Raw genomic sequence first — 23,948 nt, 5'->3', positions numbered from 1 at the left:
TAGCACCAGTAGCACCAGTGGCACCAGTAGCACCTCCACCAAGGCAACCAGAGCCATATTTAACTAAAATGGTTTGGATTTCTATAATCAGCTTAACAAGTTTGTCGATAGTACAGCAATTAACTTTAAATAACTTAGCGATATACAGTAAAAAATTAAGCAGGCTTTGCAGTTCAACGTATAATGCTCCGCACGAGAAAGGTTTTGTTTTTAGAATAGTTAGTAGGTTAGTAATAATAGAAGTTCCGATTTTTTCTTGTGCAGGTGATAAGTCTAAACATTTGAGGAATTTTTGTAGATTATCTAGGGTAGCTATAAGTTTATCAATATTATTTTGAGAAGGATTTTGGAATATATCTTTAATATTTTGTCCAAGAGCTTGAAGGATTTTAATAAATTCTTTAAGTTCAGATTTAGAGATGTTAATAAAACTACAAGCCCGGACTTCGCAACAATCGTTACCGAAGAATACTTTCCCTTTATTAGTATTGTTCATCTTTTCATTCCTTTCTTTTATAGAATAAATAGTCTCAATATAATAAAATGAAAATAAAACTAAATTCGTGATGGACAAACTACTATTTCAAAAAAAAATAAGGGTTTTACCTACTTAGTAAGAGGGATTAAAGAGATTGAAGGATTTCTATCTAGCAAAAGGCTGATTAGTTAGGGGTAATAAGCAGTAGAAGATGCAAAAAATGCTGATTAAAGTTTCATTTTATATAGTTTTTTAGGGAAATGATGAGTTAAATAAAAACAGTGGAGCAGTTTTTAACTGCCCCACTGTTTTTGTTTATCGACACTTCAATTATCTCTTTTGGGCAACAATGGGATAGATATTGTAAAAGTTGTCCCACTATGATCACTAGTAACTTTTAATGTGCCATTATGATTTTGAATAATTTTCTTCGTTACTGATAATCCAAGTCCCGTTCCTGAGTCTTTTGTAGAGAAAAACGGATCAAATATATATTCTTGAATAGCTGGAGGAATGCCGATTCCATTATCTTTGAAAGTAATACGAACAAAATTATCTAAACGATAACTAGTAATTTGAATAGAAAGAGGTTCTTCACCTTGAGCATCGACAGCATTTTGAAATAAATTTAAAAAAACTTGCACGAGTTCATGACGATCAATATTGACGAGTACACCATCTAGTTCGGCAGAAAAGTCATAGTCAATAGAAATGTTGTGCAAAAAAACTTCACTAGCGAGTAGTTGTTGAATATACTCGCGTAAAAACGTATTGATTGGAAAATGTTCTCTAGTAAATTCACGCGTTTTTGAAATAGCTAAAAATTTTGTAATAATACTATTTGCACGATCTAATTCAGGGATGAGTAGACTTTTAAATAATTCTTTATTGGATGGAGAAACGCTATCTTGTAGAAATTGCAAGTACCCACGTACCGTTGTAAGGGGATTTCGTACTTCATGTGCAATCCCAGCTGCAATTCGCCCAGCTAGGGAAAATTTTTCGGCATCACGTTCTGTATTTAAATAATGAAATACACTAATAACTCGGAAAATCTCTCCATTATAATCACGAATAATGCGGTTGTTTACGATGCCATAGTTTTTGTCTAACACTTCTTCATTATATATTTCAGTTCCTGTTTTTAATGTTTCAATAGCTTTAATTTGTTCTTCTGGCAAATTTAATAATTGTTGAATTGGCTTGCCGATTATTTCGTTTCGTATTACGCCAAAATCATCTGCAGCAGCTTGATTACATAAAGTAATATTGCCTTTGCTATCAATAAAGGTTACATGATGTGAAAAAGCATCAAAAATATGAACAAAGTGTTTTTCGAGTTGTTCAAATAAAAATAATGAATCGCAAGTAAGTTGAAAGTCAGCCTCTTTATTCTCTTTACGTATGTTTTGAATGGAATGGGTTGTTCGTGTTTTTTTAATTTGTAAACCGATATGTGGATTTTTATATGTGAAATGATGTGGTAATTGATCCACAAGTTCTTCATAAAAACGTACTTTATTTTCTAGTTCTTCTATTCGTTTTTCATGAGATACAATAGCATCGTTTGGAAGCATAAATAAATAACCCCTCAATTTAAAAATTCTTCCATTTAGTATATCATATTTTTATATGGATACTCTTAAAGAAAGAGCTACTTTATGAAATTGGTCGGATGGTATTTTTGTGAAGTAATATAGAATGAGTGTAAGCTGAAGTTGGGAAGGGAGGAATTCGTTTGTTGTTTATTGGAGTGACGGGATGGGGAGATCATGATTCTTTATATATAAATCCCTATGAAAATAGAAATAAACTACGAACATATAGTGAGCATTTTCCTATTGTGGAAGTAGATAGTTCATTTTATGCGATGCAACCTGCACGAAATTATACGAAATGGGCGATGGAAACACCAAAAGATTTTTCATTTGTCGTAAAAGCATATCAAGGAATGACAGGGCATATGAAAGGGGAAATCCCTTTTTCTACGTTCGATGAGATGTTTGATGTGTATAAACAATCAATTCTGCCTTTAATAGAAGCGAATAAATTAAAAATGATTTTATTTCAATATCCACCATGGTTCGATTGTAAAGTGAAAAATGTAGATTTACTTCGATACACGAAAGAAAAAATGGAAGATTTCCCATGTGCAATAGAGTTTCGGAATCAAACATGGTTTTATCCAGAAATGAGAGATAAGACGTTACAATTTTTAGAACAAGAAAAATGGATTCATACAATTTGCGATGAGCCTCAGGCAGGAATAGGATCAGTACCGCTTGTATTAGAGGCAACAAACTCAGACATGGCATTAATACGTTTTCATGGCCGGAATGTTCATGGATGGCTTGACAAAGGAGAAAATTGGAGAGCGGTTCGTTGTTTATATCGCTACAATAATAATGAGTTGAAAGAATGGGTAAACAGATTAGAGCAATTGAAAAAAAAGACTAAGGACATATACGTTTTGTTTAACAATAATTCGGGTGGGGATGCGGCGGATAATGCGAAACAGTTGATGGAAATGGCGAATATTACATATGGCGAACCGAAACCAGAGCAATTAAATTTATTTGAATAAATACAAACAAGAAAAGCACTGTACAAACAGGGGGAATGTACAATGCTTTTCTATATGAAAAAGAGGGGTAACAATGTTACTGAGCGTTTGGTTGATTCATCAATTGTTGGCTTCATAATAAATGATAATGGTTATCATTATCATAGTCAATAGTTTTTCGGAAAATAAATAAAAAACTTTTGATATTTTGAAAATAAATAAAAAAAGAACAGCAATTAATGCTGTTCTTTTCCAATGACGAATTGTTGTAAATCAAAAGGAGTTATCGCCTGGATAAATTCTTTTGATATAAGTGTTTGAACGAGAGTGCTTTCAGAAATTGTAGCACCTGTTTTCTTTTCATAAGCTTGCTTTAATAAATCAAGTTTTTCAGCCGTATCTTTCGGTAATTCAATTGTTAATGTGTTCATAATTTCTCCCCCTTACTATTAGAGTACCACTACAGTATAGGAGAGACAAGAAAAGAGAATATGAAACATAAAAAAGGTTACCAAATTTACAAATGGTAACCTTTTTTATGTATAAGAGTTATTAAGCAATACCGATATACTTTAAAGTTTTTGATGGAGTACTGTGATCAAAGAAGTGTTGTAAAAATGCAATATCAACACCTGATTTGTATGCACAATAGCCCCAAGTTTTTCGAAGTGTATGTGAGCTAATCCCTTCTAATCCAACTTCTTTTGCAGCTTTGTTTAAAATGTACCATGCATGTTGTCTCGTAATAGACTTTGTGCCTTTTTGAGACTTTAATAATGGTTCATTACGTTTCCAAGTTTTACGTTCTTTCATGTAGTCTTCGATTGCGTGCTGTAAGTCTTCATTTACAGCAAACCATTTATGTTTCTTTACTTTTTCATTGTAAAATAAAATGGAATGGCGAACATTTTCATTTTCATCGATTACATCACTAACTTTTAATTGTAAGATTTCACTTACTTTCAAGCCAGAATTTACAGCTAATACGAATAATAAGCCATCACGTTTCGAAGATTGTAAAAGTATATTTTTGATAGTTTCTAATTGTTTTTCGTTTTGAATAGGTTGTCCTGCTTGTTTCATTTCACGCACTCTCCTCTTTTATATGTGTAAAGGAAAGGATTAACTTGTTTCTTACTATAAAGGGAGAGTGTGAATTTCATGTGAACTCCTAGTGAAATTAAGACAAATTATTTGACTTCTTTCACTTTTTGTAAATTAAAATAAAATACAACACTATTATTTGTATTATACACGCCGTATTCAGCGCGATGTAAGTCTAAAATGTTTTTTACAATAGATAGCCCAAGGCCGGTACCTCCAGTATGACGGCTACGAGAAGCGTCTAAACGGTAGAAGCGATCCCAAATTTTTTCAAGGCTTTCTTCTGGAATAGGATTTCCTGTGTTTTCAATTTCGATTTTCACTGTATCTTCCGTTTCTACAACAGAGACGTGTATTTTTTCACCATCTGGAGTATATCGAATTGCATTGCTAAGCAAGTTCACAACTACTTGCTCAATACGACTACGATTCGCTTTAACAAATAGAGAAGCGTCGGCCTGGATGTCCACTTGTAAATGTTTTTCTTCCATGCTAAATAATAATTTTGTATAGACTTGTTGAATTAATTCACCGATTGAGAATGTCGACATTTCTAGTTTGTACGTACCAGATTCAAGTTTTGCTAATTCTAACATTTCAACAATAAGCCTGTTCATATTTTCTGTTTCTTCTAAAATAACATTTGTATAATATGTCGTATCTTTACTTACGCCATCTTGAATACCTTCAGCGAAGCTACGAATAACACTAAGTGGTGTTTTTAATTCATGAGATACACCAGAAATGAATTCTTTTCTCGTTTTTTCCAATTGACGTTCGCGTTCGATATCTTGTTGTAATTTTGTATTGGCAACATTTAATCGATCGATTCGATCTTTTAAATTTACAGAGAGTGTATTAATACTACTTGATAATCCACCAATTTCATCATCTGCTGCAACAGGTAACTTCTCGCTAAAATCAAAGTTGGCCATTTTTTTTGTAACGCGATTTATCTTAATTAATGGTTTAACAATGATTTTTGAGTAGTAGAAGGATAACAAAATAATAACGAGAAACACGATAATTAAGGCATAGACATAATAATCCTTTAAAACGAGCATCGCTTCATTAACAGGTTGCAAAGATGCTATCGCAAAAGCGTATTCTGTAATTTTTCCGTTTTCCATAATAGGTTTTACAAAGATACTATTTTTTATATTCTCTCCGCCATCTAGTATATAAGTGTTTAATTGCTGCGAGTTAGCAGTGCCATTTCTAATAATCTCTGCAAAATATTGAACGGCTTGTAATGTTTCAAAATCATTTGCAAGACGAACCTCGGCTTTTGATGGAAGCTGTAACTTAGATACAATACCAGTAAACTCAATTTGAGTCGCAGTTTTGTATCGGTTTGTAAGTCTATTTTTAGAAGGGTTGCCATTAATGGATTGAAAATCTGAAGTGATACGTTCGTTTTGCCATCGATTATAATTTGTTGTCAATTCTAGTGGCGTTATTGTGTTCCCTTGTACCAAACCGACGACGTTTATCATGCCATCTTTTTTCAATCCTAAGTTTTCGAATTTCTGATATTCTTCAGGCGTTAAAAGATTATTGAGCGGAATGGAATATGTTTCATTATTTTTAGGATTAATTACATCAATGTAGTAATTGTTGTCACTTTGAATAATTCCGTTAGAATCTAAAAATTGGATTTCGGCATTTGTTTTATCATGAAATTCTTGTTTTAATTTTCTAGTTTCCTCAAAGCCTTGGTCGCTTTTTTCGTAATTATCTACGAATTTTTCAAAAGCCGTTTGAACGGTTTTTACTTTTTTATTAATGTAAAACTTCTCTAAAAATAGAGATTGTCCAAGGAAAAAAAGGAGAAATATGATTGTAAATAAAGTTGATGTTAATAAAAATAGTTTAAAGACGATGCTTCTGTTCTTCACTGTTTCACCTCGTATGAAAAATACTGTAATATAAATGATTCCTTAATTATAACAAAGGTTACAAAAAAGTAGAGGGGAGAAATCTGTCTCTCTCTAAAGTAGTTTTTTATAGAAAGTCACATAAAGAGAAGGGGCAGTGACTGTCGAAGTATTTTAGCATAAAAAAGAACTCGCCAGACGTATGACAAGTTCTTTAGTGTACTATTACTGAATTGCTGCATCTAAAGCGATTTCAATCATTTCGTTAAATGTAGTTTGACGCTCTTCAGATGTTGTTTCTTCACCAGTGAAGATATGGTCGCTTACTGTTAAGACAGATAATGCATTTACACCATATTTAGCTGCTAATGTGTAAAGAGCGGTTGTCTCCATCTCTACTGCTAATACACCGTAATCTCCAAGTTTTTTAACCATGTCCATGCTTTCACGATAAAATACATCTGCTGTTAATACGTTACCAACACGAACGTGTAATCCTTTTTCTGTTCCAGCATCGTAAGCTTTCTTTAAAAGATCAAAGTTTGCAGCAGGAGCAAAATCAAAACCTGGGAATGTTAAGCGGTTCATATTAGAATCTGTACAAGCCGTCATCGCAATAATAACGTCACGTACCTTAACATCTTTTTGAATTGCACCACATGTCCCAACACGAATTAAGTTTTTCACTCCGTAGCTTTGAATTAATTCGTTTACATAAATAGAAATAGAAGGAACACCCATACCTGTACCTTGAACAGATACACGCTTTCCTTTGTAAGTTCCAGTGAAACCTAACATGCCACGCACGTTGTTATAACAAGTAACATCCTCTAAAAATGTTTCAGCAATATATTTTGCACGTAATGGATCACCAGGTAATAGAATAGATTCAGCGATTTCGCCTTGTTTTGCTTCAATATGTACACTCATGAAAAGTCCTCCTTATTATGTATTGATAGAAATCAATATCATTTGCATTATACACTACGAATCCTGTCAATCAAAACCTTTTTAATATTTGTAATGTGTACAAAATAGGAGGATTTCATGAATCATCACCTAGAATATATATTTAAGAAGTTTTGCATGGATAAAGACAATAAAAATGGTAGGTGATATTTTGAAAAATCTTGTCATTGGGCTTATTGCACTAGTACTTGTCGTGGCAGGAGGATTTTACATAAAAAAATATCAAGAAACTGTAGAAACGACCGGAGATGTTCAAGAAGTGAAATGGGATATGAAAAATAAAAAGGGAAATGAAAAAGTCGATATTTCGTTTCAATTGCTAAATAAAATGAATAATGAAGTTCGTGGTGTGAACGATCAAATTCGAGCAGTGATAGTGGATGGGAATTTGAAAAATATACAACAAACGAAGCCTATATTTGCTGGAAATGGATCGTATAAGCTATCTTCAGATGTAGCGAAAGGTGAAGAGTACACGATATTTTTGTATGAAGATGAAAACAAGTCCGTGAAATCATTTTCTAAGAAAGATTTTGGTGAAGAAAAAAAGGAGAAAAACAAGGACAAGAATAAAAAGAAACTACCTGTCGATACTGTACTTACAAAAAATATAGGAGAGCATCAAGTGTCTCTTTTATTTGGTGCATTACATCCGAATGAGGCAGCGACATTAACATTTCAGTTTCAAGCGAAAAAGGGAGAAAAGCTGAAAATAAATTCAGGAAGAGGTGAAGTCAACGCTCTTTATATCGTTGATGAAACGAGGGAACATTTTTTATACGCCATTCCTGTTGATACGGATGAGCAATTACAATATCGTATTACATTTCCAGAAGAAGGAACATATAAAATATGGGGGGATTTCTATATAAATGGTAAGAAGTATGAAAAGGAGTTTAGTATACAAGTGCAAAAACGAAAAAACAGCTAAGTACTTAGCTGTTTTTTCGTTTTCCTATTAATTTTGTTACAGAGAGCATTGTAATTGGTAAAGAATGATTCTTTCGAAATGCTAAATATTTGCCGCTCCATGCAGGTTTGTATTTTTCTTTAAAATGTCGTAAACCGCTGAAGCTATATGTGTAACGAACGTTATTAAATATTGCAGCAGCAACTCGTTCAGACCAGAACGATTGCGTTGATAAACCGACATTTGAGAGAGGTGCCATACCAATATTAAAGGAATGGTATTCATTTTCTTTTGCCCAGTGGAATAAGTGGATAAAAATTGCATCCATAATTCCGCTAGGGGCATCTGGATAATAACGCATTAAATCAACAGATAATATGCCACTTTGATACACTGGCATAAAGGTTGTGAATGCAATGATTTTTCCTTCTGCATCAGATAATGTAGCGATAGGGGCACGACTAATATACTCACGGTCGAAGTACCCAAGTGAAAATCCTTTCTCCTTTTTCCCGCCAAGCCAAGCATCAGATACTTTCTTTAATTCCTCGTATAATTCGTCTGAGAATGGTGGTTTATGGATGGAGAATGTATAACCTTCTCGTTCAAAACGGTTGAAAGTAGCTCGCATACCAGCACGTTTTTTTCCTGTTATTGTAAACGTATTTAAATCAACGACAGCCTCTTCGCCAAGTTTAAAGAAGTTGTAGCCGAAATCGTGGTATAAGCTCATCCATTTACTTTCAATTTGATAAAATACGCAAATATACCCAAATCGATCAGCTTCAGCTAAAAATTCTTGCAACACAGTACGATAGGAGGATGGATCACCAATTGGATCACCTAGTACAACAAGACGTTTTCCAGTAATTGAAAAGAGAAGAAGTGCTTTTCCGTCACTACTAAAGAAGAACTGTTTATCTCCTAAAAAACCTAAATGACTAAGTACGTTCCCACCATGTTCCTCTAAGAAGTTTTCTAACCTTTTATCATTAGCTGGTTGCCCGGGAAATTCACTACGGTAACGATTGGCAATTAGTGAACCGATAAGTAAAAAAGTAGGAACGAAAAAGGCGGATGCTAATGCACTTCGTTTAACTTGTGTAATATTTCGAACGACAAAATCGGGTTGGAATGCTTCTTTTGCGCCTGCAAATAAAATACCTAAGTTTTTATATAAATATAACGTAAGCAATAAGAATAGAAGAACTTTTACGACATCAGAAAGAGAGACTTCCATTTTCTCGCGTATAAATCTTTTCCGAAGCATATACAACACAGCAAGTACGATTAATAAAATAAAGGTTTCTTCAATATCAATTCCTTTTAAGGTATTAAAGATTGCTGCTCCAATTAAAGAAACAATCGTCATATAGTAAGAACGCTTTGTTCCATAATATATGCCTCGCGAAAGAATCAGGAGGAGAATACCGAATGTTAATGATAAGCTAAAAGAAAATTGAATTAGATGCTTTGGAGCTAAAATATGTAAGGCGTGAGCTCGATTGATACTTGTTGGTAGAATGGTTGACAAAATAACCATTAAGCCTGCAAATACTGTTAAAGCAGCGGATGCCCATGAACCTAATTTCCCTAAAAAATCACGTTGTAAAGTCCAAATCACACCAGTTGTTTCTAAAGCAGGTGCAATAAATGGTTTATCTTCAATTTTTTTAATGGCCGCTCCTGTCATTTCAAAGGCTGCAAAAATGAGACCAAGGCAGAATGGTAATATGTAATAGACAAGGCGATATAATAACATAGCAGGTAGTAATACCCCTGTATCAACACCATATTGTCCTAGTCCAGTTAAGAAAACAAGATCGAACGATCCAAGGCCACCGGGCACAAGACTTACGACACCGGCTAAAGCCGCAATTACATAAACACCTAAAAACTTTTGAAAGTCGATATCAATTCCAAACAATATTAATATGACGTACATAACAATGCCGGCAGAGACCCACTCGACTAATGAAACGAATGAGTATAAAATAGTTGGATTTTTTTCTTCTTCTTCATTCTCTTGTCCTTCTGTCTGTTTTGTTTTTCTATTTTTAATTTTAGAAAATCCAATATATATAGGAACGAAAAGAGCAAAGAAGATAAGAACAGGCCATAACCACGGTTTTTCGTGCAGAATAAACCTTGTATCTAATATTCCGATGAGACCGAGGAATGAAAGAATAGCTAATCCGTTAATAAATGCAGTTGTCATCCAGGCAATGCTTTTAATAAGTTTCCCATTATCTTTTATATGCGGACGATAGAGCATTGTACGTACACCAGCTCCAACAAGACCACCAAAACCGATAAATCCATTTAAAGTGTTAGCAATCCATGAAATGCGGAAAATCTTTTGTACGGGTATATCTGCTTTTAAGTAACGAAGCATAACAAAGTCATAAAAGAACATTGTTGATACAGCAAATGCACCGAGTGTAATTGCTAAAAAGACTCCTCCAGTTGGAATGTTTTTAATGGAATCAATCGCTTCTAAAAAAGAAATGCCTGCTAATTCTTTTTTAGCTTGAAAGAAAACAATTGTTAAGACAACAAATGGGAAGATTATTTTCCCGATTTGTAAGAAACGTTTCCATGAAAACGACATAAATACAACTCTCCTTGTGTAAGAAAACTGAGACAATAATATTATTATGACAAACTTCAAGAAAAATAAAAAGGTAAATTCCTGTATAGGGAAGCTATTTTTTATATAGGCTATATTCAAAAGAATATTTCGTTTATCAGAAAATTAGGTTAATATAAGATGAAAGAAGGAAGAGAGGGGAAGTAGATGATTATAATAGGTTATGCAGGATATGAGTTAGAAAAAGCAAAACCGAATACATCAGAAGATTTTTTTAATAGATCTGAAGTGACATATATATTAAATAATCAAGAGAAAACCTTTTCTGTCTTATATGTTCGATATTTTGAAGAAATTTTACAAGAAATTACTCCTTTTGAAGGAAATCCAGTTTATAAAGTAGAAGAACAAGACATATATTTACGAGATATTGTAGCGATCGCTTGTTTAGTGAACAATAAAGAGCTACGCGCGCAGAAGCGCTTGTATCTCAATGAAGTAACAGATTTTCAACGATGCTTTGATGAGGGAACAGTGGCGAAAGTACAAGAAATATTAGCTGAATTACATAAAAATAAAAGAGTAGAAATAGCGTAAAACGGCAAAGGAGAGAGAAGCCATGTCTAATTTGATGGTTGAAAATCAAACAGAACAAGTTTCTATATTTTTAGAAGATGTAATTTCCTTGATAACTAATTATGTAAATTATCATACGTTACCTTCTTTATTGGAGGAGACACCAACAGGAAACGAGCAATATTATAAAGGGATATTAGCGTCAATAAGAAGACTTCTTGTTTTTTGTGAAGAAGGACTTGATGCATGTTTTGTTTTGTTAAATAGCCAACCATTTAGAAAGACCGCAGCTGAAAAAGTTTTATATAAGATTTACCATCAAGTAATTGCAGAGTTTTTTTCGCCAAAGAATGATCATTGGTATGAAAATAGCCGTTCTGCTTATACAGGGAAAAATTCTATTGTTTTTCAGCAAATCCCCCCTGGATCTATAGAACGAATTATGAAAGATTTAGAAGGGAAATTTCAATTGATGCGTGAAGAACTAGAATATTATGAGACAGATTATCAAACAAAAATGTTGCACAAATATTAATTAAGGAAAAGAAGCTAAGGAAACTTAGCTTCTTTTCCGTTTGTCCAGTTATATAAGGGATTTTAATTGAATATAGTTAAAGTGGATAGCATCAAGGAGGTGTGACATGAGTCAGCAAGGTGTATTTACAGATTACTTTCATGAAGTGGAAAGCTGGTGTGAAAGTGTTCTTCAAGTATTAGATAGCCGTGCAATGGAAGTGTATGATGTCCATATGCTGGCTTATAAAATTCAAACGTTATTAGAGCGTATGAAAGAGCATGAATACGACACAGATGCCGAGTTTATGTATGAAATAAGTGATGATGTAGAACATATTCAACACCATTTACAGGAAGTATTTATGCAAGAAGGAGAGGAATATGAACTATGTGAAAGAGGGGATAGCGAACGAGCTGTTCCGATTGGGGGGCATACACTCCCGCCATTACCTTATCCATATAATGCGCTAGAACCGTACATTTCACGAGAAATTATGATGTTACACCATGATAAACATCATCGTAGTTACGTGGAAGGATTAAATAAAGCAGAGAAGATGATGGAAGAAGCGAGAAAAACAAATCAATTTGATTTAATTAAGCATTGGGAAAGAGAAGCGGCTTTTCATGGATCAGGTCATTATTTACACACAATATTTTGGGGCAATATGAAAAAAGATGGTGGTGGAAGCCCAAGAGGTGCTCTTTCACAACAGATTGAGCAAGACTTTGGAAGCTTTTTACGTTTTCAAAAGCATTTTACAGAAGCGGCTTCTAAAGTGGAAGGTTCAGGATGGGCGATTCTTGTATGGGTACCCCGCTCAGGAAGGTTAGAAATTTTGCAAAGCACGCTTCATCAATTGTTTACACAGTGGGATACGATACCACTCCTTGTACTGGATGTATGGGAACATGCGTATTATTTACAATATCAAAATCGAAAAGATGAATATATTAAAAATTGGTGGAATGTTGTAAATTGGCCAGATGTAGAAAAGAGATTTGAAAGTGCGAAGCAAATTGAATGGACACCGTATTAGACGCATATTCCATGCGTCTTTTTTAGTGGAGGTGGAAGGAAGATTTCGTTCATATTTTAAAAGGCCAAGCATACACTTGTACAAAAAGTGCCAAAAGGACGTGGGGGGAAATATGAGACGAATTTGTATAATAATTACGCTAATTATAATGTACGCAAGCGTTATGCCGATTCCTACATATGCAAAAATGAACGGTGGTGTCAGTGCTCGTAACGCAGTCTTAATGGAACAACAATCCGGTCGTGTGCTATATGGAAAATTAGAACATGAGCCACAAAAAATTGCTAGTATAACAAAAATTATGACAGCTTTGTTAGCTGCTGAATCAGGAAAAATGAAAGAGCTAGTATCGGTTAGTAATGAAGCTGTACGAGTAGAAGGATCGGCCATTTATTTAAAACCTGGACAAAAAGTGAAGTTAGAAGATTTAGTTTACGGATTAATGCTTCGATCTGGTAATGATGCAGCACAAGTAATTGCTGAAAATGTGGGAGGGAGTATAGAAGGGTTCGTATATTTAATGAATGAAAAGGCGAAAGAAATCGGAATGAAAGATACGCACTTCTCAAACCCGCATGGTTTGGATGGGGATGGATCGCATTATTCGTCGGCTTATGATATGGCACTTTTAACGAAATATGCAATGGGGAACGAGACTTTTAAGAAAATTTTCGGGACAAAAACGTATAAATCAGATTCTTGGGATTATCCGTGGAAAAACAAACATAAGCTTGTGACATCTTATTATGAATTTGCAACAGGGGGAAAGACAGGCTTTACGAAGAAAGCAGGACGGACGCTTGTCACAACGGCTTCAAAAGATGGACTAGATTTAATTGTCGTAACTTTGAGCGCTTCTAGCGACTGGGATGATCATATGAATTTGTTTGATAAAGGCTTTGAACGCTATGAGCAAACGAAAGTTTTAGGACAAGGAGCACTCGCTGAAATAAATGAAAAAAAATATGCCAACCATGTTTATACGAAAAATAGTTTTTCTGTACCTTTAACTGAAGAGGAAAGAAAGAATGTGTTATTAAAAGTTGAATTTGATAAAAGTGTAAAACCTTCGGATGGAGTGAAAATTGGGAAAACGGAAATTTTTGTGGGCAATGAGAAAGTTGGAGAACGTAATTTATTTTATAGCAAACGGAAGTTAGTAGCCACAACGGGAATGTACTGGAATAATGTGAAAGAAATTTTTTCTCACATGATAGGTGTTGGGATAGATGGTTAATCTCGTATGGGTAGCGATGGCAGTTATCGGGATTGTGTATGCCATGATAAATGGAACGATGGAAGAAGTGAATAAAGCAGTATTTGAAGGGTCAAAAGATGCAGTAACGATTTGTATAGGGCTTATTAGTGTTTTAGTATTTTGGCTCGGTTTAATGAAAATTGCCGAGGAAGCTGGATTGTTAAAGAAGTTAGTATCACTTTTTATGCCAATAGTAAAAAGGTTGTTTCCAGAAATACCAAAGGATCATCCGTCAATGGGATTTATTTTATCAAATATGATGGCAAACTTTTTTGGATTAGGTAATGCAGCAACTCCCCTTGGTATTAAAGCGATGGAACAACTAAAAGAGTTAAATGGAGGAAAGGATTCGGCAAGTCGTTCTATGGTGACGTTTCTAGCCTTAAATACATCAGCAATTACATTAATTCCGACTACTGTAATTTCAATTCGAATGACGTATGAATCAGCAAACCCTACTGAAATCGTTGGCGTAACATTTATAGCACAAGTGTTATCGATGATTGGAGCGATTTGGATTGACCGCTATTTTTACCGGAGAAGGAGTAGAAAGGGGCGGAAAAAATGAGTATTGTAAATACAATTTCATTATGGGTAATTCCTTGTGTAATCGGTTTTATTCTTTTATATGGCACGATAAAGAAAGTTCCAACGTATGAATCGTTCGTTGAGGGCGGAAAAGAAGGGATTCAAATTGCGGTTTCCATTTTGCCGTTTATGGTTGGGATGCTTGTATCTATTTCTATTTTCCGGGCATCAGGTGCTCTAGATGCGATGATATCTGTAATGAAACCGATGTTAGATTTAATTCATGTCCCAGCGGAAATTGTTCCACTAGCACTTATACGCCCTATTTCTGGCTCTGCTGGTTTAAGTATTACGACAGATCTAATTGCAACGTATGGGCCAGATTCGTTTATTGGGAGATTGGCTTCTACGATGCAAGGGAGCACAGATACGACTTTTTATATTTTAACAGTATACTTTGGAGCTGTTGGGATTAGAAAAATGGGAGATGCATTAAAGGTAGGACTTTTTGCAGATTTAATCGGAATTATTTGTTCAATTGTGTTTGTTTCTTTAATGTTTAAGTAAAGCTATTCATTTTTTAGGCTATTTCGCTTATAATACGTATACGACCACTATTAACGTGTAGTTTAATAGTGGTTTTTTTATGCGGTATTTTTGACAAAATGGTGAATTTTTATTTTAAGGAATATGAAAAATGTGGACAATAATAAAGGGTAAAAACATGACTTGACCTTTATATGTTTATTATCATCGCTATGTTGTTTAAGTGAGATGGAGCAAATAGCCGTAAAGCATATGCGGTTGCCAAGTCTTTCTAATGTAAGGTAAGATAAATTCGAGGTGAAAAAAAGAAATGGAACGATTACAAAAAGTGATTGCGCAAGCAGGTATTGCATCGAGAAGAAAGGCTGAGGAATTAATTCAGCAAGGGCAAGTGAAAGTTAATGGGAAAATAGTGAAGGAGTTAGGAACGAAAGTAACTCCTCAAGATAAAGTAGAAGTAAATAACATCCCTCTTGAAAAAGAAGAACCTGTTTATTTTTTACTATATAAACCAACTGGTGTAATTTCAAGTGTATCAGATGATAAAGGAAGAAATGTTGTAACAGACTTTTTCCCTGAAATTAGACAACGTTTATTCCCAATCGGACGCTTAGATTATGATACGTCTGGCGTATTATTGATGACAAATGATGGGGAATTTGCAAACGTATTAATGCATCCGAGATATAAAGTTGAAAAAACGTATGTTGCAAAAATTAAAGGGCCATTAACAGGTGAGAAAATTCGCATGTTAGAACGAGGTGTTGCATTAGAAGATGGAAAAACAGCACCAGCAAATGTGAAAATTATTTCTTGGGACAAGCGTAAAGAGATGGCGATTGTACAATTAACGATTCATGAAGGACGTAATCGTCAAGTACGTCGTATGTTTGAAGCGTTAGATTGTAAAGTAGTGAAATTAAAACGTGAACGTTATGCTTTCTTAGAAGTAGGGAGCCTACGACCTGGCGATGCAAGAGAATTGACGCCGCATGAGGTGAAACAATTACGTGCACTAGCTTCTACAAAGCCAAGATAAGCTATAGAGTTAAAAATTCACCAGTGGAGTGCTCTGCTGGTGATTTATTCAATACAACCTTTACAGAAAATAATACATACATTTGTCGAAGAAAGGAGAGGCAATATGAAAAAAAATCGCTTATTATTTCGTGTAATCATTCTGCTCATTTTATGCGGTGCTGTAGGATTTACACTCTATCAAGGGTTTTTCGCTGATAAAGAGAAAATGCAAATTGGAAAAGAAGCACCTAATTTTGTTGTGACGGATTTGGAAGGAAAGAAAATTGAACTAAAAGACCTAAAGGGAAAAGGGGTATTTTTAAACTTTTGGGGAACTTGGTGTAAACCTTGTGAAAAAGAAATGCCTTATATGAATGAATTATATCCAAAGTATAAAGAAAAAGGCGTTGAAATTATTGCGTTAGATGCAGATGAAACAGATATTGCAGTAAAGAACTTTGTGAACCAATATGGATTGAAATTCCCAGTTGCAATCGATAAAGGACAAAAGATTATAGGGGCATATGGAGTGGGTCCATTACCGACGAGCTTTTTGATTGATAAAGATGGAAAAGTAGTGGAGCAAATTATAGGTGAACAAACGAAAGAACAGTTAGAAGGATATTTAAAGAAAATTACTCCGTAAGAAAGAAAGCCTTTACATACGAGGTGCATGCCCATAGTGCCTCTGGTTTAAAAATTCTGAGTATTGCGGTAACTTGAGGTTAGAATATACAATAGTACATATAGATACAGGGGCGGTGAGAGTGTTGAAAGAAATTAAGTGTGAATGTGGACATGTTAATCCGATAGGAACGGTTTTTTGTGAAGCTTGTGGGAAACCATTTGAAAGCAATGAAAATGTAAAACTATTGGATATGCGCTATGAGGGAAGTGCTCGGAGATCTCTCACGCAAACAAAAACGATAGTCGATAAAATTTGGAGCTTTTTCTCTTCTGTAAAAGTGGGCGTATGGCTAATCGTAATCACTTTAGCTGCTTCAGCGATAGGAACTATTTTTCCGCAAGAAATGTACATAACTCCAGGGATTGCACCAGCTGAATATTATAAGCAGGAGTACGGATTTTTAGGACAATTATATTATCAATTAGGATTTAATAATTTATACGGTTCATTGTGGTACATGATGTTAATTGCTTCTATAGGGATTTCACTAGTGATTTGTAGCTTGGATCGTGTCATTCCGCTTTATAAAGCTTTAAAAAAGCAAGGTGTAAAAAGACATCCAAGCTTTTTAAAGAGACAAAGGTTATACGGGACTGGCACTCCGCAAGATGGTGACTTGGAAAGATTACAAATGAATTTAAAGAAAAGAAACTATAATGTAAAAGTGGAAGACGGAAACGTTTTAGCGGAAAAGGGACGTTTCTCGCGTTGGGGTCCATATGTAAACCATATTGGTCTTATTATCTTTTTATTCGGTGCGATGCTTCGTTTTTTACCGAGTATGTACGTAGACGAAGCACTTTGGTTACGTGATGGTGAAACGAAAGAAATACCAGGGACGGATGGTCAATACTATTTAAAAAATGAGAAGTTTATAAAGGAAGTTTATGATAAAAGCAAGGACAAGGAAGTTTATGATGAAGCGATTGATCGTATAGGCGATAAAATGATTGCGAAAAACTTCCAAACGAACGCTGTATTATATAAAGCGGTAGGCGAAAATATAGCAGGACAAAAACCGAAACTAGAAAAAGTAAAAGAAGCGGAAATTCGAGTGAATGAACCGCTGAAATTTGATCAATTTGCTGTTTATCAAGTGGATTATAAAGAAAGTGAATTTAAAAGTATGTCCTTTAACTTGCAAAATAAAGAAAATAATCAAAAGTGGGGACCGATTAAAGTAGATTTAGCGAATCCTACAGAAAAATATGATTTAGGAAATGGTTATTCTCTAGAACTATTAAGCTATTTCCCTGATTTTTATTTTGACGAAAATGGAAGACCAAATACAAAAACAAAATTACCAAACAATCCTGCATTCGTATTTAAAATGTCCACGCCTGAAACACCAGATGGTGAAGTGAGTTTTGTTGGTATTCAGCAAAACATAGAGCCTGACGGGAATAATAAATATAAAATGTCATTTGCAGGTGTGGAAATGCAAAATGCAACAGCTCTTACAGTAAGAAAAGATTTGACGCTTTGGATTCTCGGTATTGGAGGATTTATATTTATGGTTGGTGTGATTCAAGGTATGTATTGGAACCATCGCCGTATTTGGATACAACGTGTTAATGATGAATGGTGGATTGCAGGACATACGAATAAAAATTGGTTCGGTTTAAAGAAAGATATTGAAAGAGTACTAGAAGGTACAGCAATTCCGCAGCCAAGCGATAAAGTAATTGATAAAAAAAATTAGTTAAGGTGGGGAAACGATATGGTGCAAATAAGTAGTAACTTTCTCTTTACCGCATTTATTTTATATTTAATTGCAACTCTATTTTTTGGGGGAGCAATTAAAGAAAAGGGTCATAAATGGGCAAATGTAGGAATAACGATTACAATTTTAGGGTTTATAGCACAAACAGTATATTTTGTTACAAGGTGGATTGCATCAGGCCATGCGCCAGTTAGTAACTTTTTTGAATTCGGTACATTTTTCGGCATGATGCTTGTTGGCGCATTTATTGTAATGTATTTTATGTACCGCGTAAGTATAATTGGACTATTTGCATTACCAGTTGCGCTTTTATTAATTGCCTATGCAAGTATGTTTCCGAGAGAAATATCTCCGCTTATTCCATCTTTAAAAAGTAATTGGTTACATATTCACGTGACGACTGCAGCTGCAGGACAAGCGATTTTAGCAATTAGTTTTATTACAGGCGTAATGTATTTACTGAAAAATGTAGATCAATCAACAAGAAGTAAGCGTACATTTTGGTTAGAGACAGTAGTTTTCACACTTGTTTGTACAGTTGGATTTATTGGAGTAACAACTGTATTTTCTAGTATGAAATACGAAGCGAAGTTTCAATGGATTGATAAAAATGAACAACAAGTTGAAATGAAGTATAACCTTCCGGCTTTAGTTGGACCGCATGAAGGAAAGCTATTGACAGAAAATAAATTAGAGCCGACAGTTGAAGTTCCGGCGATTGTAAATGCCAAAAAATTAAATACTGTTATTTGGTCAGTGATAGTTGGAACGCTACTTTATATTGTATTAAGACTTGTTTTACGCAAACGAGTATCAGCGGCACTTCAGCCGTTAGTAAAAAATACAAATAGTGATTTATTAGATGAAATTGGATATCGTTCTATAGCAATTGGATTCCCGATATTTACATTAGGGGCGTTAATCTTTGCGATGATTTGGGCTCAAATCGCTTGGACGCGCTTTTGGGGTTGGGATCCAAAAGAAGTTTGGGCGCTTATTACTTGGCTCTTTTATGCTGCGGTATTGCATTTACGTTTATCTAAAGGATGGCATGGAGAAAAATCCGCCTGGCTTGCAGTAATTGGTTTTGCAATCATTATGTTTAACTTTATTGTAGTAAACTTAATTATCGCGGGTTTACATTCATATGCATAGAGAAATAAAATAGGAGAGTGTATGTCACTTTCCTATTTTATTTTTGTCAACTTTTCTTCTTTTTTGAGAAAAACATGACAAAGTAGCGGTTGATTCTGTAAAATGATGTCGAGGACCAAATATACTGTTCAAAAAAAATACATAGTTTTGGAAAAAAAATGAACAAAATTTATTATTCTTGTGAAGTATAATATGGGAAGTGGACCGTTAAAAAATGCTTAATTAAACGAGGATAGGTGCAACATTATATTGTAGAAGGGTAGGTGTAAACCGTTGTGGTAAAAGTACGCAACGGGTAGAAATGGAAAATGAATCAAGAATTTTAATTGTAGACGATGAGGATCGTATTCGTCGTTTATTAAAGATGTATTTAGAAAGAGAGCAATACACAATTGAAGAAGCGGATAATGGTGATACAGCTTTAGAAATGGCGTTACAAAATGATTATGATTTAATCCTATTGGATCTTATGATGCCTGGTAAAGACGGTATCGAAGTGTGCAAAGGGGTTCGTGAGAAGAAAGCAACACCAATTATTATGCTGACAGCAAAAGGTGAAGAAGTAAATAGGGTACAAGGGTTTGAAGTTGGAACTGATGATTATATTGTAAAGCCGTTTAGCCCGCGTGAAGTAGTACTTCGTGTGAAAGCGGTATTACGCCGTTCTGTACCAACAACATTCTTTACACAAGATACAACGACGAAAGATGTTACTGTGTTCCCTCATTTAACAATTGATAATGATGCGCACCGCGTTACAGCGGATGGTAATGAAGTAAACTTAACACCGAAAGAATATGAATTACTATTATTCTTAGCGAAAGCTCCGGATAAAGTTTTTGACCGTGAGCAATTGTTAAAAGAAGTATGGCAATATGAGTTCTTCGGAGACTTACGTACAGTTGATACGCATGTAAAGCGTTTGCGTGAAAAGTTAAGTAAACAATCACCAGATGCAGCGAAGATGATTGTTACCGTTTGGGGCGTTGGTTACAAGTTTGAGGTTGTGAACGACTGATGCTTTGGAGAAGTGTAGTAGGGAAGTTATGGATGACCATATTACTTCTCGTTTCGTTTGTTCTTGGATTTGTTGCTATTTTACTTTCACAGTTTTTTAGAACGTATTATGTTGATATGAGTGAAGCTAGGCTTCAGAAAGTTGCAACAAGTGTCACGGAATTAATTGAAGAAGGTGCCGATGTAAAAACGATTGAGGATATTGCTTACAAATTTTCTGATCCACTTTCAAGGATTATCATTGTAGAAGATGGTAAGGAAATTTCTTCTTCGCCGAAACAAGAAGGATTAGTTACTCTTACAATAGATGATTTGAAAAATGATAAAGAATTAGCAGCTGTTTTTACAGATAAAAAGGAAATTAAAAATAACATTAGAAAAGCTTCTAATAGTAGGAAGAATAAAAACACTGAAAATGATATTATGATCGTCGGGAAACCAGTGCAGTCCAAAAATCAAAGTGCTGTGTTTGTATATGAATCTTTACAAGTTCCAATACAAGGTATGGAGAGAACGACTGACTTTATTTTCTTATCAGCGGGGATTGCGATTATTTTAACAACTTTCTTTGCATTCTTCTTATCTACTCGAATTACAGCACCGCTCCGTAAAATGCGTGAGGTGGCTTTTGAGGTGGCGCGTGGGAAATTTGATACGAAAGCTCCTATGGTGTCTCAGGACGAAATTGGTGAGCTTGCAACTGCTTTAAATCAAATGGGGAAGCAGTTGAAGTTTAATATGAATGCATTGCAGCAAGAAAAAGAGCAGTTAACTAGCATTTTGAGTAGTATGGCTGATGGTGTTATTACGTTAAATCAAGAAGGTGAAGTCGTTGTTATTAATCCACCGGCAGAACATTTCTTACAAGTTTGGCAAGAAGAAAAAGAATTAGAATTGAGTAAAAAATTGCCATCTGAGCTTGTTGAATTATTCCATCTCGTTGTAGAAAGCGAACAACAGCAAGTTGTTGAAATTAATTTGCAAAAAGGTAACTACGTAGTTCTTATGACACCACTTTATAATCAAACGAAAATTCGTGGAGCTGTAGCAGTGTTGCGTGATATGACGGAAGAACGTCGTCTTGAGAAGATGCGTCAAGACTTTATTGCGAATGTTTCGCATGAACTTCGTACGCCGATGGTAATGCTTCAAGGATACAGTGAAGCGATTTTAGATGATATTGTGCAAACGAAAGAAGAAATTAATGAGTTTGTCCAAATTATTTATGATGAATCTGTTCGTTTAGGTAAACTGGTAAATGAGTTATTAGATTTAGCTCGTATGGAAAGTGGTCATGTAGAATTACATATAGGTGAAGTAGATATTCATCCATTTGTCGAAAAAATTGGCCGTAAATTCCAAGGGATTGCAAAGGATAAAGAAGTCCAATTAACAGTGGATTTCCAAAGTCCAATTGAACAATATCCGTTTGATGCAGACCGTATGGAACAGGTATTGACGAATTTAATTGATAATGCAATCCGTCATACAAATGCAGGTGGACATGTTACACTTGTAATTAATACGAAAAATAGTGGCCTTACTTTCGAAGTGCAAGATTCAGGTGCTGGTATTCCAGAAGAAGATATTCCGTTCTTGTTCGATCGATTCTATAAAGCTGATAAAGCGAGAACGCGCGGGAAAAAAGTTGGAACGGGACTCGGACTTGCGATTGCTAAAAATATTGTTCAAGGTCATGACGGGAAGATTTCTGTATCGAGTGTCGTTGGAGAAGGAACTACATTCTCTGTATATTTACCGAATCGTATAATTTAGATATACATGTTTTTAAAAGGTGATCATGAATAAAAGCTCTACTGTTTTTTATTTTTTTGTAAGTGCAATTAAATAAAAAATGGTAGAGTTTTTTTCTTTAATAATTAGAATGAAAATAAATAGAGAGGTGTCGTGATGAAATGAAACTTTATACAAAAACAGGTGATAAAGGGGAAACGAGTGTCATAGGTGGCCGAGTGGATAAAGATCATATACGTGTAGAAGCCTATGGCACAATTGATGAGGCGAATTCTCATATCGGATATGCCATGTCTAAATTGCAAGAGGAATGTTTTCGTAACATTTATAACGAACTTGAAAATATTCAACATGAACTATTTGATTGTGGAGGGGATTTAGCAATAGTAGAGAAGAAAATTCCCTATAAAGTAACGATAGAGATGGTTGAGTATTTAGAGAGACGAATTGATTCGTATACAGAAGAAGCGCCGCCGTTAGAGCGTTTTATTTTACCAGGCGGTAGCGAGGTATCGGCTGCACTACACATTGCACGTACAGTTATAAGAAGAGCAGAACGTTGTATAGTGTCATTGCAAAAAGAAGGAGAAACCAATGAAATTGTTTTAAAGTATGTAAATAGGTTATCTGATTATTTATTTGCGCTTGCTAGAGTAATAAATGCACGTTTACAAGTGAAAGATGTGGAATATAACCGCAGTGCACTTGTTTTTCGTAATAAAGAAGAGAAGGAAGTGGAGTAATTCACTTTCTTTTTTTGTATACTTTTTTCTGTAATATCCCACAATAGAGAAGGTATGACGGTTATTAGAAAACGGAGGATGTATATGAAAGCGTTAAAATGTGGCGTGGTGATATTGAGTATATTATTTTTATCTCAATTACATGTTTACGCTGAAGAGAATCAGTGGATATGGCCTGTTGATGGGCAGATAAGTGATTATTTTGGGACAAGACATGGGAAACACTACGGTATTGATATAGCTGCGCCTATTGGAACGCCTGTTGCAGCTATTCAAAATGGTAAGGTGACAAAGTCTTATTTTTCAAGTAGTTATGGAAATGTTGTGTTTATTAAACATGGAGAATATGAGGCTGTTTATGCGCATTTAAATAGGAGATATGTAGTTCAAGGGGATAATATTTCAAAAGGAGAGCTAATTGGAGAGGTAGGGAATACAGGAGAATCGCGAGGAGCGCATTTACATTTAGAAGTGCATCAAGGGAGATGGACGATGGAGAAAAGGAATGCGATGAATCCGTTGCTTGTTTTAAATGAACAAAAAAATCAAGTCGTGTCATCATCACTATATGTTGTACAAAAAGGTGATACTTTAGTTGGCATTGCTCGGAAATTTAGTATGACAGTTGAGGAAATTAAAGTGAGGAATGGATTGCGACAAGAGCAAATCTATCCGAACCAACAACTATACGTTAAGTAAAGAAAACGTCCTAAAAGCATAACTTTTGAATAAATTTATTTTCCTCTTCGTTAAGATTGCGATAGTAAATGAAATTATAATGGCGCAAATTGAAATATATCGAACGTAGCTTTATTATATCGACTTAACAACAAAATGCGACAATAAGAGCAACTCATTCCTAACAAAAAACCGTCCCAAAAGATCTTTTGGG

The 23,948-nt window shown here is 34.8% G+C and carries 23 protein-coding genes; 16 read left to right on the top strand and 7 right to left on the bottom strand.

Features of this window, described 5'->3' with window-relative positions:
• The coding region (locus tag KI356_RS06950) for a collagen-like repeat preface domain-containing protein (protein ID WP_212935122.1) at positions 1-496 on the bottom strand (496 nt) is incomplete at its 3' end.
• A 308-nt stretch (positions 497-804) separates the two neighbouring features.
• Positions 805-2,055, bottom strand: coding sequence for an ATP-binding protein (locus tag KI356_RS06945; RefSeq protein WP_212935121.1), 1,251 nt, complete (start codon positions 2,053-2,055; stop codon positions 805-807).
• A 161-nt stretch (positions 2,056-2,216) separates the two neighbouring features.
• On the opposite strand from KI356_RS06945, the gene KI356_RS06940 reads away from it, so the two are divergent.
• Positions 2,217-3,062, top strand: a complete 846-nt coding sequence (locus KI356_RS06940) for a DUF72 domain-containing protein (RefSeq protein ID WP_002117564.1) — start codon at positions 2,217-2,219, stop codon at positions 3,060-3,062.
• Between the two features lie 215 nt (positions 3,063-3,277).
• Here the strand turns inward: KI356_RS06940 and KI356_RS06935 are convergent, their stop codons facing one another.
• The 4 genes from KI356_RS06935 to deoD all read right to left on the bottom strand — a co-directional run bounded on the left by KI356_RS06935 (position 3,278) and on the right by deoD (position 6,952).
• Positions 3,278-3,472, bottom strand: a complete 195-nt coding sequence (locus KI356_RS06935) for a DUF3924 domain-containing protein (RefSeq protein WP_212935120.1) — start codon at positions 3,470-3,472, stop codon at positions 3,278-3,280.
• A gap of 121 nt (positions 3,473-3,593) precedes the next feature.
• On the bottom strand, positions 3,594-4,124 hold the full coding sequence (locus tag KI356_RS06930; protein ID WP_000806236.1) for a tyrosine-type recombinase/integrase: 531 nt from the start codon (positions 4,122-4,124) through the stop codon (positions 3,594-3,596).
• Between the two features lie 107 nt (positions 4,125-4,231).
• The gene (locus KI356_RS06925) at positions 4,232-6,043 is read right to left on the bottom strand and encodes a sensor histidine kinase (protein WP_128281660.1); all 1,812 of its coding nucleotides are present in this window, start codon (positions 6,041-6,043) and stop codon (positions 4,232-4,234) included.
• Between the two features lie 204 nt (positions 6,044-6,247).
• On the bottom strand, positions 6,248-6,952 hold the full coding sequence (gene deoD, locus KI356_RS06920; RefSeq protein ID WP_002149423.1) for a purine-nucleoside phosphorylase: 705 nt from the start codon (positions 6,950-6,952) through the stop codon (positions 6,248-6,250).
• A 175-nt stretch (positions 6,953-7,127) separates the two neighbouring features.
• On the opposite strand from deoD, the gene KI356_RS06915 reads away from it, so the two are divergent.
• A complete protein-coding gene (locus KI356_RS06915; RefSeq protein WP_212935119.1) occupies positions 7,128-7,922 on the top strand; it encodes a DUF8832 domain-containing protein in 795 nt (264 codons plus the stop codon).
• A 4-nt stretch (positions 7,923-7,926) separates the two neighbouring features.
• On the opposite strand, the gene mprF is transcribed toward KI356_RS06915, so the two are convergent.
• Positions 7,927-10,512 carry a bifunctional lysylphosphatidylglycerol flippase/synthetase MprF gene (gene mprF / locus KI356_RS06910; RefSeq protein ID WP_212935118.1) on the bottom strand — a complete coding sequence of 862 codons (2,586 nt, stop codon included), beginning with the start codon at positions 10,510-10,512 and terminating at the stop codon, positions 7,927-7,929.
• Positions 10,513-10,698: 186 nt separating this feature from the next.
• On the opposite strand from mprF, the gene KI356_RS06905 reads away from it, so the two are divergent.
• From KI356_RS06905 to KI356_RS06840, 14 genes are all read left to right on the top strand, one after another.
• Entirely contained in the window at positions 10,699-11,088 is a 390-nt protein-coding gene (locus KI356_RS06905) for a hypothetical protein (RefSeq protein WP_212935117.1), read from the top strand.
• 22 nt (positions 11,089-11,110) lie between these two features.
• On the top strand, positions 11,111-11,602 hold the full coding sequence (locus KI356_RS06900) for a YpuI family protein (protein WP_128281656.1): 492 nt from the start codon (positions 11,111-11,113) through the stop codon (positions 11,600-11,602).
• Between the two features lie 106 nt (positions 11,603-11,708).
• Positions 11,709-12,623: a superoxide dismutase gene (locus tag KI356_RS06895; RefSeq protein ID WP_002117580.1), complete on the top strand. Its 915-nt coding sequence runs from the start codon at positions 11,709-11,711 to the stop codon at positions 12,621-12,623.
• A 112-nt stretch (positions 12,624-12,735) separates the two neighbouring features.
• Positions 12,736-13,860 carry a D-alanyl-D-alanine carboxypeptidase family protein gene (locus KI356_RS06890; protein ID WP_128281655.1) on the top strand — a complete coding sequence of 375 codons (1,125 nt, stop codon included), beginning with the start codon at positions 12,736-12,738 and terminating at the stop codon, positions 13,858-13,860.
• Complete coding sequence (gene spmA / locus KI356_RS06885) at positions 13,853-14,449, top strand: spore maturation protein SpmA (RefSeq protein ID WP_002117584.1); 597 nt, start codon at positions 13,853-13,855, stop codon at positions 14,447-14,449. The genes KI356_RS06890 and spmA overlap by 8 nt, the downstream gene beginning before the upstream one ends.
• A complete protein-coding gene (gene spmB / locus KI356_RS06880; RefSeq protein ID WP_016088671.1) occupies positions 14,446-14,976 on the top strand; it encodes a spore maturation protein SpmB in 531 nt (176 codons plus the stop codon). The genes spmA and spmB overlap by 4 nt, the downstream gene beginning before the upstream one ends.
• A 289-nt stretch (positions 14,977-15,265) precedes the next feature.
• Positions 15,266-15,994, top strand: coding sequence for a 23S rRNA pseudouridine(2605) synthase RluB (gene rluB / locus KI356_RS06875; RefSeq protein ID WP_128281654.1), 729 nt, complete (start codon positions 15,266-15,268; stop codon positions 15,992-15,994).
• Between the two features lie 105 nt (positions 15,995-16,099).
• The gene (gene resA / locus KI356_RS06870; RefSeq protein WP_002117589.1) at positions 16,100-16,621 is read left to right on the top strand and encodes a thiol-disulfide oxidoreductase ResA; all 522 of its coding nucleotides are present in this window, start codon (positions 16,100-16,102) and stop codon (positions 16,619-16,621) included.
• A 121-nt stretch (positions 16,622-16,742) separates the two neighbouring features.
• Positions 16,743-18,365, top strand: coding sequence for a cytochrome c biogenesis protein ResB (gene resB, locus KI356_RS06865; protein WP_212935116.1), 1,623 nt, complete (start codon positions 16,743-16,745; stop codon positions 18,363-18,365).
• A gap of 18 nt (positions 18,366-18,383) precedes the next feature.
• Positions 18,384-19,541, top strand: a complete 1,158-nt coding sequence (gene resC, locus KI356_RS06860; RefSeq protein ID WP_212935115.1) for a cytochrome c biogenesis protein ResC — start codon at positions 18,384-18,386, stop codon at positions 19,539-19,541.
• Positions 19,542-19,842: 301 nt separating this feature from the next.
• The gene (gene resD / locus KI356_RS06855; RefSeq protein ID WP_128281650.1) at positions 19,843-20,559 is read left to right on the top strand and encodes a DNA-binding response regulator ResD; all 717 of its coding nucleotides are present in this window, start codon (positions 19,843-19,845) and stop codon (positions 20,557-20,559) included.
• Entirely contained in the window at positions 20,559-22,334 is a 1,776-nt protein-coding gene (gene resE, locus KI356_RS06850) for a sensor histidine kinase ResE (protein WP_212935114.1), read from the top strand. The genes resD and resE overlap by 1 nt, the downstream gene beginning before the upstream one ends.
• A gap of 140 nt (positions 22,335-22,474) precedes the next feature.
• Positions 22,475-23,056 carry a cob(I)yrinic acid a,c-diamide adenosyltransferase gene (locus KI356_RS06845; RefSeq protein ID WP_002149412.1) on the top strand — a complete coding sequence of 194 codons (582 nt, stop codon included), beginning with the start codon at positions 22,475-22,477 and terminating at the stop codon, positions 23,054-23,056.
• Between the two features lie 84 nt (positions 23,057-23,140).
• Positions 23,141-23,755: a peptidoglycan DD-metalloendopeptidase family protein gene (locus KI356_RS06840; protein ID WP_212935113.1), complete on the top strand. Its 615-nt coding sequence runs from the start codon at positions 23,141-23,143 to the stop codon at positions 23,753-23,755.
• The last annotated feature ends 193 nt before the right edge of the window (positions 23,756-23,948 follow it).

The sequence above is a fragment of the Bacillus hominis genome (assembly GCF_018332515.1).
Taxonomy (GTDB): Bacteria; Bacillota; Bacilli; order Bacillales; family Bacillaceae_G; genus Bacillus_A; species Bacillus_A hominis.
This window is presented reverse-complemented; position numbering and strand designations above follow the sequence as displayed.